Here is a 15,092-nt window from a genome sequence, read left to right as displayed (position 1 = left end):
GCCCCGCGGCGGCATCCACACTGAACGACAACAGGCCGGTGGTGTGCACCGTCCGCGGAAGAGACGGAGCATCATGGAGTCGTTCGAGGTCGCAGTCGTCGGGATGGGAGCGCTTGGCAGCGCCGCCACCTACCACCTGGCCCGTCGTGGAGCGAAGGTGGTCGCGCTCGAGCAGTACGAGCTCGGTCACGTGCGGGGAGCCTCGCACGACACCTCGCGCATCGTGCGGACCTCGTACGGATCCACCGCCTATGTGCGCCTCGCCCAGTCCGCGTACCGCGACTGGGCCGATCTCGAGGCCGAGTCGGGCGAGCGCCTGCTCACCATCACCGGCGGCGTGATCCTCATCCCCTCCGACGGCCCGTACTCGGCATCCGATTTCACCACCGCTCTCACCGAGTGCGACGTCGCGCACGAACTGCTCTCGCCCGCCGAGGTGCAGGCGCGCTGGCCGCAGTTCCGCGTGCCCGAGAACGTCGAGACGGTCTACACAGCCGACACCGGCATCGCCCATGCCTCCCGCACGGTCGCGACGCTGCAGATGCGCGCCCGCGTGCACGGCGCCGACATCCGCGACCGCACCGCCGTCGAGCGCCTCACGCCCGACGGCGACGGCGTGATCGTGCACACGTCGAACGGCGACATCCGCGCCGGCAAGGTGATCCTCGCGACGGATGCCTGGACGAACACGCTCCTCGACCCGCTCGGTGCGACGATCCCGCTCGACATCATGCAGGAGCAGGTCAGCTACTTCCGCCCCGCCGAGCCCGAGAACTACGACCGCTCGGTCTTCCCCGTGTGGATCTGGGAGGACGACGAGTGCTACTACGGGTTCCCAACCTACGGCGAGCCGACCATCAAGGCCGCCCGCGACGTGTCGGAGAACCGGATGACGCCCGAGAACCGGTCGTTCGTCCCCTCGCCCGAGCTCATCGAACAGCTCACCGGATTCATGCACGACGTGATCCCCGGATCCGGCCCCGAACTGCGCACGGTCACCTGCCAGTACGCGCTCACCAAGGACCGCCGATTCGTGCTCAGCGCGCTGCCGCAGCACCCCGACATCATCGTCGGCCTCGCTGCGGGTCACGGCTTCAAGTTCACGCCGGCCCTCGGTCGGGTGCTCGCCGAGCTCGCCCTGGACGGCGAGTCGACCGACGACCTGAGCGAGTTCGCCGCGGCGGACTCGATGGTCGTCTGACCCGCCTGCCCGCGGCATCCCGATCGCCGCGCCCTTCTTCCGCCCCTGCTATGGAGGTTTCGCCCATCATGCGACCGTTCCCCTGGGCCGCCGCACCGTACAGACGCCCTCGCGCGCTGGGTAGCGTGACCGCCATGTCATCGACGACACCCTCCGTTCTCGGACCCCGCACGCACGCGACAGCGGGCGCACGCGACCGCGTGATGAGCACGGGGGAGTGACACGACGGTGACCCGCTACATCATCCAGCGCATCCTCTCGTCGCTGTTCGTGCTCTTCATCCTCTCGATCATCGTGTTCTCGATGGTGAGGATCATCCCGGGCGACCCGCTCGCCGCGTTCGTCGACCCGGCCAACCCCGACCCCGCGAAGCTCGAGGCCCTGCGCGCCGAACTCGGTCTCGACCAGCCGTGGATCACGCAGTACTTCTCCTGGCTGCTGGGCGTCGTGCAGGGAGACTTCGGCCGCGCGATCACCGTGCCGGGCGAGGTGTCGACCCTCATCGCGACGCGCCTGCCGCTCAGTCTCACCCTCGCGGTGATGGCGACCGTGTTCGGCACCGTGCTCGGCATCCCGGCCGGTGTGCTGGCCGCGACCCGCTGGCGCCGCCTGCCCGACCACGTCGTGCGCGGTCTGTCTTTCGTGCTGCTGGCCACGCCGCCGTTCGTGCTCGGCACCGTGCTCATCCTGGTGAACTCGCTCACCCTCCGCCTCCCGCTCGTGGGATACGCGGGTGCGGCGAACGATCCGTTGCGGGCGATCGGGGTGCTGATCCTGCCCGCCCTGCTGATCGGCATCGTGCTCGCCGCGATCGTCGCCCGGTACACGCGCGGCACCCTGCTCGACACCCTCGGTCAGGACTTCGTGCGCACCGCCCGCGCCAAGGGCGCCTCGCCCGGACGACTGGTCGGCCGGCACGCGCTGCGCAACGCGCTCATCCCGGTGACGACCGTCATCGGCATCGAGCTCGCGGCGCTCGTCGGCGGCACCGTCGTCATCGAGGCGGTGTTCTCGCTGCCGGGGATGGGCTCGCTGCTGCTGACCGGCATCCGCTCCTCCGACTATCCGATCATCCAGGCCACCGTGCTGCTGATCGGTGTCGTCTACGTGGTGATCAACTTCGTGGTCGACCTGCTGTATCCGTTGATCGATCCCCGAGTGAGGGTGCACACGCGATGACCGTCACAAGAGAACTCGCCCTCGCCAAGGTCGCCGGCAAGCGCCCGGCCCGCCGCAAGTTCGGCCCCGCGTTCTGGAGCGGCGCCGGCATCCTCGGCGTCATCCTGATCCTCGCCGGCTGGATGACGGTCGCGCCGCTCTACGATCCGTTCGTCGCCTCGGGCCCCGCGCTCGCCGCGCCGAGCCTCGACCACATCCTCGGCACCGACAACCTCGGCCGTGACACGTTCACCCGCCTCGCGCTCGCCGCCCGCACCAGCCTCATCATCTCGGGGGCGGCCGCGCTGCTCGGCGCGGTGATCGGCACCTTCTTCGGTCTGGTGGCCGGGTACGTCGGCGGATGGGTGGATGCCGTCATCATGCGCGTCGTCGACGCGGTGCTCGCTCTGCCGGCGATCCTCGTCGCCCTCGTCGTCGGCGTCGTGATCGGTAACGGGCCGTGGCCGCTGATCCTCGCCCTCGGACTCGTGTTCGCCCCCGGTTTCGCCCGGGTGATGCGGGCTCCGGTGATCGCCCTCCGCGAGCGGGACTTCGTGCTCGCGGCGACCCTCAGCGGCGTGCGCCCGGCGCGCGTGATCGTCGAGCACCTGCTGCCCAACGTGCTCACCCCGCTGTTCGTGCAGTTCGCCTCGGTGGCGTCGCAGGTCGTGCTGATCGAGGCGGCGCTGAGCTACCTCGGCCAGGGCGTGCAGGCGCCCGAGCCCTCGGCCGGTCGCATGATCAGCGAGTTCACCCGCTTCATGCAGCTGCAGCCGCTGCTGATCATCCTGCCCTCGCTGGTGATCATCCTGCTGTCCGCCGCGTGGAACCTCCTCGCCGACGGAATGCAGGACTACCTCGCCCCGCGGCGCGAGCCCGCCTTCTCGCTCGGGCGGCGCACGAAGCGCCGCGGCCCGGCGAACCCCGACCGCACCACCACATCCACGCAGCACACCCGAACGGAGTAGAGGTATGAACAGACGACACTGGGCAGGGGTGACGGCACTCGCCGTCGCGACCCTGGCGATCGCCGGATGCACGTCCGGCGGCGGTACCGGCACCGGCGGAGAGGATGCCGGTGACCCGGTCGCCGGCGGAACCCTCACGTGGGGCGTGCCCGCCGAGCCCTCGGCCGGCGGCATCGACCCGATGGTGGCCTCGGCCATCGCCGCCGAGGTCATCTACTCGATGGCCTACGACACCCTCCTCACCCGAGACGACGACGGCACCATCGAGCCGGCCCTCGCCACCGAGTGGGAGCAGACCGACGAGACGACGTGGGTGTTCCAGCTGCGCGACGACGTCACGTTCGCCGACGGCACCCCGTTCGACGCGGGTGACGTCGTCTACTCGTTCGAGACCCGCAAGGACGGCGGAACGAACGCCACCTACCTCAGCCTGATGGACAGCGTCGAGGCCACCGGCGACTACGAGGTGACGTTCCACTTCAGCGCCCCGGACGGCACGTTCCTCGACGCGGTCTCCGCGCGGCAGACCTTCCTCATCGTCAGCGAAGAGGCCTACGGCAACGCCACCGAGGAAGAGCGTCAGACCACGAGCGTCGGCACGGGCGCCTACCAGGTGACCGAGTGGAACCAGGGCGTCTCGGTGACGATGGAGAAGAACGAGAACTACTGGGGCGAGGAGCCCTACATCGACACGATCGTGTTCGAGCTGTACCCCGACGAGAACACCCTGCTCGCCGCCGTGCAGCAGGGCAGCGTGCAGGCCGCGTCGTTCATCGACGGCAGCCTCGCGCAGCAGGCCGCATCGTCGGGCTTCACGCTCGGTGAGGCCGTGTTCCGTCAGAACCTCGCCGTCTACGTGAACCCGGAGTCGGGTCCGCTGGCCGACGTCGACGTGCGCCGCGCCTTCTCGCTCGCGCTCGACCGACAGGCGATCGTCGACACCGCCATGCTCGGCAACGCCGGCATCTCGTTCGTGCCGCCCGCCGGAGACCCCGGCGCCACCGACGCCACGAAGCTCCCGTACCACGAGCGCGACGTCGATGAGGCGAAGCGTCTGCTCGAAGAGGCCGGTCAGCCCAACCCCGAGATCACCCTCAGCTACATGGGTGACGTCGCCGCGGCGCACCACCCGGTCTACGAGATGATGCAGCAGCAGCTGGCCGAGGCGGGGATCACCCTCAACCTCAAGGCCACGCCGCTCGCCGAGATCTCGCCGATCTTCACCACCGGCGAGTCCTGGACCGACCTCGTCGCGATCCCGGGCAGCCCGCGCGCCTCGGCGGCCTACTACCTCGAGCCGGTGCTGCTCGAGGGCGGCTACTACAACCACTGGGACGGCAATCCCGACGCCGAGAAGGCCCGCGAACTGCTCGTGCAGGCGAAGTCGGCGGCCACCCCCGAGGAGTACAACGAGCTCGTGGCGGAACTCGCGACCGAGGCGGCCGACAAGGCGCTCGAGTTCGTCCCCGCCGCGGTGCCGGTGTACTTCGAGGTCTGGGACAGCAACAAGCTGCACGACTACGAGAACGACGCGTTCTACGCGCGCTCGGCTCTCGACCACGCCTGGTTGACGCAGTGACACCCCGCCCCGGCGCCTCTTCCCCCCCCCCGGAGGCGCCGGGGCACCCCTCCCCGCTTTCTCTCCCGTATCGATCACAGAAGCGAGTCGCGCATGACCGACGCCACCGACGCCCTCCGCGTCGAAGACCTCAGCATCGCCTACGGCAGCGCCCCGCCGTCGGTCTCCGGCGTCTCGCTGCGCGTGCGCAAGGGCGAGATCGTCGGCGTGATCGGCGAGTCCGGCAGCGGCAAGTCGAGCATCGCGCTCGCCATGATGGGGCTGCTGCCCGACTCGGCCCGCGTCACCGCCGCGAGCATCGACGTCGCCGGCTCCGACATGAACGACGCCACCGAGCGCGATTGGGCCCAGGTGCGCGGGGTGAAGGCATCCATGGTCTTCCAGGAGCCGATGTCGGCGCTCAACCCCTGCATGCGCATCGGCGCCCAGATCGCCGAGGTGCTGCAGATCCACGGCAAGGCCGACAAGAAGCAGGCGCGCGCCCGGGCCCTCGAGATCCTCCGGCTCGTGCAGATGCCGGATGCCGAGAAGCGCCTGAACTACTACCCCCACCAGCTCTCCGGCGGCCAGCGCCAGCGCGTCGTCATCGCGATCGCCGTCGCCGCCGGCCCCGACCTGCTGGTCGCCGACGAACCCACCACCGCGCTCGACGTGACCGTGCAGGCGCAGATCCTCGACCTCATCAAGAGCCTCCGCGACGAGACCGGCATGGGCGTGCTGTTCATCAGCCACGACCTCGGCGTCATCGGCCAGCTCTGCGAGCGGGTCGCCGTGATGTACCGCGGACGCGTGGTCGAGACCGGTTCGGCCCGACGCGTGCTCGAGGACCCGCGGCATCCGTATACCCGGGCGCTGCTCGAGAGCATCCCGCGGCCCTCGGTGCCCGTGCGCTCGCCCCTCGCCGTCATCCCCGCCGTGAACGACTTCGACAGCGTTCCCGCCGTGCTCGAGGAGGCATCGTGACCGACGCCCTGCAGACCCCCGCAGCCCTTCCCGACGACGTGCTGCAGGTGAAGAACATCACCCAGCGATTCGGGCACGGCGACAACGTCATGACCGCCCTCGACGACGTGAGCCTCAGCGTGCCCCGCGGCGAGACGCTCGGTCTCGTCGGCGAATCCGGGTCGGGCAAGAGCACGCTCGCCCGCGCCATCCTGCTCATGCGCAAGCCCACGCTCGGCACGATCGAGTTCGACGGCGCCGACGTCACCGGCATCCGGGGTCGCGCCCTGCGCACGCACCGCCGCCGTATCCAGATGGTCTTCCAGGACCCCAACGACTCCCTCGACCCGCGCTTCACGGTCGCCCGGTCGATCGCCGAGCCGCTCGTGGCCGCCGGCATCGGCCAGAAGGAGCGCCGCCGCCGGATCGCCGACTCGCTCGACCGCGTGGGACTGCCGATGGATTCCGCCGGACGCTACCCGCACGAGTTCTCGGGCGGGCAGCGCCAGCGCATCGCGATCGCGCGGGCCATGGCCGCCGAACCCGAGTTCGTGGTGCTCGACGAGCCCACCTCGGCGCTCGACGTGTCGGTGCAGGCGCAGGTGCTCAACCTGCTCGTGCAGCTGCAGAAGGACACCGGCGTCACCTACCTCTTCATCACCCACAACCTCTCGGTCGTGCACCACATCGCCCATCGGGTGGCCGTGATGCACCAGGGGCGGGTCGTCGAGGAGGGCACCGGCGAGCAGGTCATGAACGCTCCGCAGCATCCGTACACCCAGAAGCTCCTCGAATCGATGCCGGTGCTGTACCGGAGCTGAGGGTCTCTTCGAAAGGGGTCGCACATGCGCGTGCAGAGACGCGGCGACAACGAGCACGACTGGGAGCTGTACCACGGCGAAGGCCGGATCGGCATCGAGTGGTACTTCCAGCAATCGTCGTCGCTGCCCACCTCGGTGATGATGTACCGGCTCGAGCCGGGCGCCGAGGAGGGGCAGCACCATCATCTCGACGACGACCCCACGAGCTGCTCGCCGAACAGCTCCGACGAGATGTACATCGTCACGCGCGGCGAGGTCGTGATCACGGCGGGGTCCGATCGCCGGGTGCTGCGGGTGGGTGACGCGTTCTACGCGCCCGAGGGCATGCGGCACGGGGTGCGCAACGAGTCGGATGCCGTCGCCGAGCTCGTGCTCGTGTTCGGGCCTCGCGGCCCGCATCCGTTCCCGCAGACCGGGGTCGAGGCCTTCGACGCGGAGGGTGAGCGGTAGGAGGAGCTGGGTCCCTGAGCTTGTCGAAGGGCCCACCCCGCGGCATCCGTTCGGGAGGAGTTCTCGCGTTCGGCAGGATCGGAACGGCGGATGCTTCCTGCGGAGGCTGTGTTCTCCTCCGTTGGTGAGGGTGGCGGCCCTTCGTCTCGCTGCGCTCGCTCAGGAACCGGTCGACGACGGGTCGCTCGCGGGATCCGTGATGGGCGGAGTTCTCGTCGTCGGGCGGAGTTCGCGGGCCGATGCTTCCGCCCGACGGGGAGTTCTCCGCCGGAGTCGCGCGTGGGGGCGCCTCGCGGCATCCGTTCGGGAGGAGTTCGCGGCCTGGGCAGGATCGGAACGGCGGATGCTTCCTGCGGAGGCTGTGTTCTCCTTCGTTGGTGAGGGCGCCCCGAGCACTGGGTCCCTGAGCCTGTCGAAGGGTCCTGCCCCGCGGCACCCGTTCGGGAGGAGTTCTCGCGTCCGGGAGGATCGGAACGGCGGATGCTTCCGCCCAACGCGGAGTTCTCCTCCGTTGTTGCACGTGGGGGGACGCTTCGACGGGCTCAGCGACCCAGTGGGCCCGCCACGAGCCGCGTTACGCGGCGGGGCCCCGCAGGCGCTCGCGCAGTTCGTCGAGGCGCACGGCGATGCCGATGCGGAACATCCGCTCGTCGTCGCGCCATCCGGCGCCGAGCACGTGGTCGAGGCGGTCGAGGCGCTGCAGGATCGTGTTCGTGTGGAAGTTGAGGGCGCGCGCCGTGCGGGTGGGGCTGGCGTTGTTGCGCACGAACGCCCGTAGCGTGCCGAGCAGATCGGCGTTGCGTTCGGCGTCGTACTGGCGCACCGCCCCGATCGTGTCGCGCAGGAACGCCGAGAGCCCCTGCGCGTCGGTGTCGAGAACGGCCGAGTAGGGCAGGAAGTCTTCGACGCGCGCGGTGAGATCGGCGAGCTCGAGCGCGGCGAGCAGGCGCGCGGTGCGCCGCGCCGCGAGGAACGCCGAGGGTAGCGGACCCTTCGCGGGCGGCGGTACGACGACGGTCACCGCCTCCTGGATCGCGGAGGCGACCTCCCTCCGCAGGCGCTCGGGATCGACGGGGCCGCGGTCGCTCGCGAGGGCGGCGACCACGAATCCGCGGTACTCGCCGACCAGCGCTCGGTCGTCGAGCGAGCGCACGACGGCGCGCGCCGCGGCGGTCTGCTGATCGCCCGGCACCGCCAGCAGCAGCAGGGAGTCGAGGGTCGCGAGGTCGACGCCGAGGCGCCGCGCACGCCGCTCGACGTCGGAGCGCCGCTCGGGCACGTCGTCGAGCAGGTCGGCGATCAGTTCGCTGCGCACGCGGTGGTCGGCTCCGGATGCCGCCTCCTGCTGCAGCTCGAGCAGCGCCCCGACCTGGGCCGCACGCTCGACGGTGCGGAAGTCGACGGCGCCGAGTTCGAAGGCCCCGTCGCCGAGCAGGAGCGCCCCGAAGTGGCGGTTGCCGGCGGTGAGAGCCGAGACGGCGCGCACGCCCGCGCCCGCGACCGGTACGCAGTGTCCGTTGCGGCGGCTCTCGGCGAGGGCGTCGCGCACGGGCTCGTCGAGCGACAGCATCCCGGGGGCGAGCGGCAGCCCCGCGGCGGCGATCACGTTCTCCTGCGCATCGATGATCGCGACCGCCCGTCCGAGGGCCGAGGCGAGGGTCTCGGCCACCGGGCCGAACCCGCCTCCGGCGAGCACCGCCTGCACGAGCTCCTGGTGCACGGTGTTGGCGCGGTCGCGCTCGACGAGGTGCGCGGTGAGGCTCTCGAGGGTGCGGCGGCTGGCATCCTCCGACAGCTGCAGCTCGCGCAGCGTCTGCGTCGTCTGCAGGATGACCGAGGCGTGGTCGGCGAGCGCCGACAGCAGCGCGACCTCGTCGGGGGAGAACTCCTTCGTCTCGCGGTTACCGACGAACAGCACGCCGAGCACGTCGTCGCTGCTGAGCATCGGCACGCCGAGCATCGACACCAGGCCCTCGGCCGAGACGGCGTCGTCGATGCCGGTGTCGTGGCGGTCCTCGGTGTAGGCGGTGTAGTCGGCGACCCACTGCGCGGTGCGCGACTCGACCACGACGCTCGCGAGGCCGCGCCCCGGGGGCACGCGCAACTGCTGGAACGAGGCGCTCACCGAACCGCTGGTCTCGCGCACCCGCAGCTCGGAGGTGTCGGGATCGAACTCCGACAGGTAGGCCAGGTCGACGCCCATCATCTCGCGGGCGCGCTGCACGAGGCGGGCGAGCACGGCGTCGCTGTCGCGCAGCTCGGCGAGCTCGCGAGCGCTGGAGAAGAGGGCCGTGAGCTCGTGCTCGCGGCGGCGCAGACGCGACAGCTCGCGCTGGATGCGGGCGACGCGCTCGGCGAGGAGCGCGGCATCCGCTTCGCTGGCCCCGAGCGCGCGGAGGGCGTCGCTGACACCGGTGGGGCCGACGAGTTCGGGGTCGTGGGCCGCATCGAGGAGCGAGGCGATGGCGTCGTCGTGCTCGGGCATCTTCGTCCCTTCGGGGGAGGGCGGCGCCGACAGGCGCGTGACTTCAGTGTCGAGCATGAGCGCTGTCGCCCTCAAATCAGGTCTCTCAGCCGCGACCCTCGGCGCGCGCAGCGGTGCGCAGGAGTCCGGCCGCGAGTTCGGGCCACAGCTCGTGGGGGATGAGGTGCCCCATGTCGGGGTGCACCTGCAGTTCGGCGCCGGGGATCGCCTCGGCGATGTCGACGGCGGATGCCCAGTGCAGCACGTCGTCGTCGCGGCCGTGGAAGACGAACGCGGGCGCGGTCACCGACCGCAGGGCGTCGAGGCGCTCGGGCGCGCGCGTGAGGGCCGCCCACTGCCGGGAGAACCCCTCGGGGTAGTAGCCGCGGTCGTAGGCCTCGCCGGTCGCGCGCACGTGCCACTCGACCTGGTGGTCGAAGCGTCCGACCGGTGCGGCCTCGAGGGCTGTGCGCGTGAACGCCACCGCCTGCTCGCGCGTGACGCGCACGGGCGCCTCGGCGAGCTCGGGGCGCTCGCCGTGCGCGACCCAGCGGCGTGACTGGCCCGGGATGGTCGACAGCAGCCCGAGGCTGAGAATGCGCTCGGGGTGGTGGATCGCGAGCATCTGCGCCATCATGCCGCCCATCGAGTGCCCGGCGACGTGCGCCTTCTCGACGCCCAGATCGTCGAGCACGCGCAGCACGTCCTCGGCCAGATCGATGAGGTCGTAGCCGCCGTCCACGTCGTCGGCCCCGCCGAAGAGCTGCGAGAGTCCGGTGTCGCGGTTGTCGAAGCGCACCACCCGCAGGCCGCCGGTGGTGAGGATGCCGATGAACTCCTCGTCCCAGCTGAGCAGCTGGGCGCCGCCGCCCGAGACGAGCACGAGCACGGGGGCGTCGGCGGGGGCATCGGCCCCGGCGAACACCTCGTAGTACAGGCGCACATCGGCGGAATCGGTGTAGGGCATGCGTACTCCTCGCGCTCGGGGGACCCGCGGTCCGCGCTCCGGGTGATGGTGCGAGTCTAGGTTCCGCGATCAGGCGGGGTGATGTGTCGACCGCATACAGCGGGGCCCCGAGGATGAGTGTTCCACCCATCGTCGCCCCTGCCGCCCGCTCCTAGTGTCTTCCTTGACCACAGCGCCGATGACCCGGTCGCTGTCCCGAAGGAAGGTGGCCGATGTCGATCAACAGCCGAATCTCCGGACTCCGCGATCACACCCCGGATGAGCGCCTCGCGCTCGTCGCGCAGGGTGCGGAGCTGGATGCGGATGCTCTGGGGGCGCTGCGCCCCGACAGCGGTCTCTCGCTCGCTCAGGCCGACCACATGGTCGAGAACGTCGTGGGTCTCATCGCGGTGCCGGTCGGCGTCGCCACGAACTTCACGATCGACGGACGCGACCGCCTGATCCCGATGGCCACCGAGGAGCCGAGCGTCGTCGCCGCCGCCTCGAACGCCGCCCGCATGGCCCGCGGTCACGGCGGCTTCACGACCTCGTACACGGGCGATGTGATGATCGCCCAGATCCAGGTGCTCGACGCGATCGACCCGCACGGCGCGCGCTTCGCCCTGCTCGAGGCGAAGGACGAGCTGCTCGAGCTCGCCAACCAGCAGGACCCGATGCTGGTCTCGCTCGGCGGCGGGGCGTTCGACATCTCGGTGCGCGTGCTCCCCACCCGCGCCGGAGTGCAGGTCATCGTGCACCTGCACGTCGACGTGCGCGATGCGATGGGCGCGAACGCGGTCAACACGATGGCCGAGGCGATCGCCCCGCGCATCGCCGAGCTCGCCGGCACCCGCACACTGCTGCGCATCCTCACCAACAAGGCCGAGCTGCGCCTCACCCGCGCCCGCGCCGTGTTCGACGCCGAACTGCTGGGCGGTCCCCAGGTCGTCGACGACATCGTCGCCGCGAGCGCGTTCGCCGAGGCCGACCCCTACCGTGCCGCCACGCACAACAAGGGCATCATGAACGGCATCACCGCGGTCGTGCTCGCCACCGGCAACGACACCCGCGCGGTCGAGTCGGGCTGCCACTCGCACGCCGCCCGAGCCGGCGGATACACGGCGCTGTCGCAGTTCGAGAAGGATGCCGACGGCAACCTCGTCGGCACGCTCGAGGTGCCCCTCGCCGTCGGGCTCGTCGGCGGTGCCACCCGCGCGCACCCCACCGCGCAGGCGTCCGTGAAGCTGCTCGGCGTCGAGACCGCGCGCGAGCTCGCGAGCGTCATCGCCGCCGTCGGACTCGCCCAGAACCTCGCCGCCTGCCGGGCGCTCGCCGCCGAGGGCATCCAGCGCGGACACATGACCCTGCACGCGCGCACGATCGCGGCATCCGCGGGTGCCGACGTCGACGAGATCGGCGCGGTCGCCGCCCGGATCGTCGCCGACCGCCGCATCCGCATGGAGTACGCCCGCGAGGTGCTCGCCGAACTGCGCGGGGGCGGGGCCGGCGCATGACCGTCACGGTCCCGGCGCCCCGGGTGATCCGCGAGGACGGGCTCCCCGCGCGCGTCACCGTGTTCGAGGTGGGTCCGCGCGACGGCCTGCAGGCCGAGACCGACATCATCCCCGCCGCCGTCAAGATCCAGCTCTGCCGGCGGCTGTACGCGGCCGGTAGCCGTGACCTCGAGGTCACGAGCTTCGTGCCGCCGACCTGGATCCCCCAGCTCGCCGACGCCGAGCAGGTCGTCTCCGGTCTCGAGGTGCCCGCGGGCGCCCGCGCCGTCGGCCTCGTGCCGAACCTCCGCGGCCTGCAGCGCGCGATCGACGCCGGCATCCGCGAGGTGTCGGTGGTCGTCAGCGCCACCGAGTCGTTCGCGAAGGCCAACCTCAACACCACTCGCGCAGGCGCCATCGACCGCGCGGTCGAGGTGATCGCCGCGGCGACCGCGCAGGGCATCCCCGTGCGCGGCTATGTCTCGATGGCCTTCGGCGACCCCTGGGAGGGGAGCGTCGACACGGATGCCGTCACCGAAGCCGCCCGCGCCCTGCACGAGGCCGGTGCCCGGAAGATCGCGATCAGCGACACGATCGGCGTCGCCACGCCCGGTCACACGATCGCGGTCATCGAGGAGGCCCTCGACGCCGGCATCCCCGTCGAGGCGATCGCCCTGCACCTGCACGACACCTACGGGCAGTCTCTCGCGAACGTGCACGCCGCCCTGCGGCTGGGCGTCGCCGAGTTCGACGCGTCGGTCGGCGGGCTCGGCCGTTGCCCCTACGCCAAGGGCGCGACCGGTAATCTCGCGACGGAGGACCTCGTGTGGATGCTGCACGGCCTCGGCATCGAGACCGGACTCGATCTCGAAGCCCTGGCCGCCACCACGCTCTGGCTCTCCCGCATCCGCACCGTGCGTCCCGCGTCGAACGTGGCCCGCGCGTTCGCGGCCGCCGGACTCGACACCCCCGAACCCGCACAGGAGGTCACTCCCGCATGATCGACACCACCCTCCCCGCCCCGGGCGCGCTCGCCGGAGTCACCGTGATCGACCTGTCGCGCGTGCTCGCCGGCCCCTACGCCTCGCAGACCCTCGCCGACCTCGGCGCGACGGTCATCAAGGTCGAGAACCCGCGCGACCCCGACGTGTCGCGCGGCTTCCCGCCGTACCTCACCGACGGCGAGGAGGAGTTCAGCGCGTACTACGCCCAGTACAACCGCGGAAAGCTCGGCGTCGGTCTCGACCTCGCGACCCCCGAGGGCAAGGAGGTGCTGAAGGACCTCGTGCGCGGCGCCGACGTGCTCGTCGAGAACTTCCGCCCCGGCACCATGGAGAAGCTCGGTGTGGGCTACGAGGTGCTGCGCGAGATCAATCCGCGCCTGGTCTACACCGCCATCTCCGGCTACGGCCGCACGGGGTCGCGCAGCAAGCGCCCCGCCTTCGACAACACGGCCCAGGCCGCGGGCGGCATCTGGTCGATGAACGGCTACGCCGAGCATCCGCCGGTGCGCGTCGGCGTCACGATCGGCGACCTCTCGGCGACCCTGTTCGCCGTGATCGGCACGCTCGCCGCGCTGCGTCACGCCGAGGCCACCGGCGTCGGCCAGGTCGTCGACGTCGCGCAGGTCGACAGCATCGTCGCCCTCACCGAGACCGCGGTGGTCGACTACACGGTCACGGGCAACGTCGCGTCGCCGCAGGGCAACGCGCACGCCTGGGTGCGGCCCTACGAGCTGTTCGACTGCGCCGACGGTCAGGTCTTCTTCGGGGCGTACACCGACAAGCTCTGGAACGCGAGCTGCGACCTGTTCGGCACCCCCGAGCACAAGGACGACCCCGAGATCGACACCATGCGCAAGCGGTTCGAGACCGACGTCTACGAGCGACGGGTCAAGCCGATCGTGGCGGGGTGGCTCGCGACCCGCACCAAGCAGGAGCTCGAGGACCTCGCGGGCGACGTCGTGCCCCTCACCGCCGTGAAGACGATCGGCGAGGTGGTCGACGACCCCGGCACGGCCGAGCGCGACATGATCGTCGAGGCCGACTACGGCGACCTGGGCGTGCTGCGCATGTTCGGTCAGCCGATCAAGCTGTCGGAGACCCCTGCGACCCCCGCCCGCACCGCCAACCGCTTCGCCGAGCACGCCGACGAGGTGCTGGCGCGGTTCGCCGGGTACGACGCCGCCCGCATCGCCGAGCTGCGTGCCGCCGGGGCACTGCCGTGAGCACCCCCGCGCCCGTCGTGCGCACCGCGCCCATCACCGCCGACACCGTCGAGGCGTACCGCGGCACGTTCGCGGCATCCGATCCGGCGCTCGCCGCGGGCGACCCGCTGCCCGCCGCCTGGGAGGGCGTGTTCTTCCCGTTCGCGGTGCCGCTCGCCGACCTGCGCCCCGACGGCACCCCGGCGCGTGACGGCGTCGTGCCCGAGATCGATCTGCCCCGCCGCATGTACGCGGGCGAGACGACCGAGTTCCTCCGACCGATCCGCCTCGGCGACGAGGTCGTGCAGACCACGTCACTCGGCTCAGTGGTCGACAAGACCGGTTCGCGCGGGCGTCTGACCTTCGTCGACATCGTGCGCGAGTACGCGGTCGCGGGCGAGGTGGCGGTGCGCAGCGTGTGGCACGACGTCTTCCTCGAGGCGGCGGATCCGGATGCTCCCGCCCGCGCCCCGCGCCCCGACCCGTCGATCGCGGCGGAGGGGGAGTGGGTCGAGGAGCTCACGCCCGACGCCCGCCAACTGTTCCGGTTCTCGGCGCTCACGTTCAACACGCACCTCATCCACTACGACCGTGCCTGGGCGCGCGACGTCGAGGGCCTGCCCGACCTGCTCGTGCACGGGCCGTTGACGCGCATCCTGCTGATGGACGCCGCCCGCCGGCACACGCCCGAGCGCGTCCCCGCGCGTCTCGACGTGCGGGCGATCGCCCCGGTGCTCGTCGACCGGCCGCTGCGTCTGGTCGGACACACCGCGCCCGACGGCATCCGCGTCACCGCCGTCGACGCCGACGATGTCGTGCTGGCCACCGCCGACATCACCTGGGCCTGACGGCCATCCCACCCCC

13 protein-coding genes are annotated in these 15,092 nt (G+C 71.3%); 11 read left to right on the top strand and 2 right to left on the bottom strand.

The window, feature by feature from the left end; genetic code table 11:
* The first annotated feature begins 73 nt into the window (after window positions 1-73).
* The 7 genes from solA to KV396_RS05390 all read left to right on the top strand — a co-directional run bounded on the left by solA (window position 74) and on the right by KV396_RS05390 (window position 7,119).
* On the top strand, window positions 74-1,201 hold the full coding sequence (gene solA, locus KV396_RS05420) for an N-methyl-L-tryptophan oxidase (protein WP_247624266.1): 1,128 nt from the start codon (window positions 74-76) through the stop codon (window positions 1,199-1,201).
* Window positions 1,202-1,429: 228 nt separating this feature from the next.
* Window positions 1,430-2,380, top strand: a complete 951-nt coding sequence (locus KV396_RS05415; RefSeq protein ID WP_247624267.1) for an ABC transporter permease — start codon at window positions 1,430-1,432, stop codon at window positions 2,378-2,380.
* Window positions 2,377-3,327, top strand: a complete 951-nt coding sequence (locus tag KV396_RS05410; RefSeq protein WP_247633611.1) for an ABC transporter permease — start codon at window positions 2,377-2,379, stop codon at window positions 3,325-3,327. Before KV396_RS05415 ends, KV396_RS05410 begins: the two co-directional genes overlap by 4 nt.
* 4 nt (window positions 3,328-3,331) lie before the next feature.
* Window positions 3,332-4,906, top strand: coding sequence for an ABC transporter substrate-binding protein (locus KV396_RS05405; RefSeq protein WP_247957108.1), 1,575 nt, complete (start codon window positions 3,332-3,334; stop codon window positions 4,904-4,906).
* A gap of 93 nt (window positions 4,907-4,999) precedes the next feature.
* The gene (locus KV396_RS05400; protein WP_247624270.1) at window positions 5,000-5,869 is read left to right on the top strand and encodes an ABC transporter ATP-binding protein; all 870 of its coding nucleotides are present in this window, start codon (window positions 5,000-5,002) and stop codon (window positions 5,867-5,869) included.
* Complete coding sequence (locus tag KV396_RS05395; protein WP_247957107.1) at window positions 5,866-6,669, top strand: ATP-binding cassette domain-containing protein; 804 nt, start codon at window positions 5,866-5,868, stop codon at window positions 6,667-6,669. Before KV396_RS05400 ends, KV396_RS05395 begins: the two co-directional genes overlap by 4 nt.
* A gap of 24 nt (window positions 6,670-6,693) precedes the next feature.
* Entirely contained in the window at window positions 6,694-7,119 is a 426-nt protein-coding gene (locus KV396_RS05390) for a cupin domain-containing protein (RefSeq protein WP_247957106.1), read from the top strand.
* A gap of 574 nt (window positions 7,120-7,693) precedes the next feature.
* Here the strand turns inward: KV396_RS05390 and KV396_RS05385 are convergent.
* Together KV396_RS05385 and KV396_RS05380 are read right to left on the bottom strand one after the other, a co-directional pair.
* Window positions 7,694-9,661 (bottom strand): helix-turn-helix domain-containing protein, encoded by a 1,968-nt coding sequence (locus KV396_RS05385; protein ID WP_247633615.1) that lies wholly within the window; start codon window positions 9,659-9,661, stop codon window positions 7,694-7,696.
* Between the two features lie 28 nt (window positions 9,662-9,689).
* Window positions 9,690-10,550, bottom strand: coding sequence for an alpha/beta fold hydrolase (locus tag KV396_RS05380; protein ID WP_247957105.1), 861 nt, complete (start codon window positions 10,548-10,550; stop codon window positions 9,690-9,692).
* A gap of 212 nt (window positions 10,551-10,762) precedes the next feature.
* Here KV396_RS05380 and KV396_RS05375 point away from each other — a divergent pair, with 212 nt between their 5' ends.
* Genes KV396_RS05375 through KV396_RS05360 form a run of 4 tightly spaced genes read left to right on the top strand, consistent with a single transcriptional unit; the run spans window position 10,763 to window position 15,076 of the window.
* Entirely contained in the window at window positions 10,763-12,043 is a 1,281-nt protein-coding gene (locus tag KV396_RS05375) for a hydroxymethylglutaryl-CoA reductase, degradative (RefSeq protein WP_247957104.1), read from the top strand.
* The gene (locus KV396_RS05370) at window positions 12,040-13,023 is read left to right on the top strand and encodes a hydroxymethylglutaryl-CoA lyase (protein ID WP_247957103.1); all 984 of its coding nucleotides are present in this window, start codon (window positions 12,040-12,042) and stop codon (window positions 13,021-13,023) included. Before KV396_RS05375 ends, KV396_RS05370 begins: the two co-directional genes overlap by 4 nt.
* The gene (locus KV396_RS05365; protein ID WP_247957102.1) at window positions 13,020-14,249 is read left to right on the top strand and encodes a CaiB/BaiF CoA transferase family protein; all 1,230 of its coding nucleotides are present in this window, start codon (window positions 13,020-13,022) and stop codon (window positions 14,247-14,249) included. Before KV396_RS05370 ends, KV396_RS05365 begins: the two co-directional genes overlap by 4 nt.
* Complete coding sequence (locus tag KV396_RS05360) at window positions 14,246-15,076, top strand: FAS1-like dehydratase domain-containing protein (protein WP_247957101.1); 831 nt, start codon at window positions 14,246-14,248, stop codon at window positions 15,074-15,076. Before KV396_RS05365 ends, KV396_RS05360 begins: the two co-directional genes overlap by 4 nt.
* The last annotated feature ends 16 nt before the right edge of the window (window positions 15,077-15,092 follow it).

It is taken from the genome of Microbacterium galbinum, assembly GCF_023101185.1.
Taxonomy (GTDB): Bacteria; Actinomycetota; Actinomycetes; order Actinomycetales; family Microbacteriaceae; genus Microbacterium; species Microbacterium galbinum.
The sequence above is the reverse complement of the archived record's forward strand: the minus strand, read 5'-3'. Positions and strand labels throughout refer to the sequence as shown.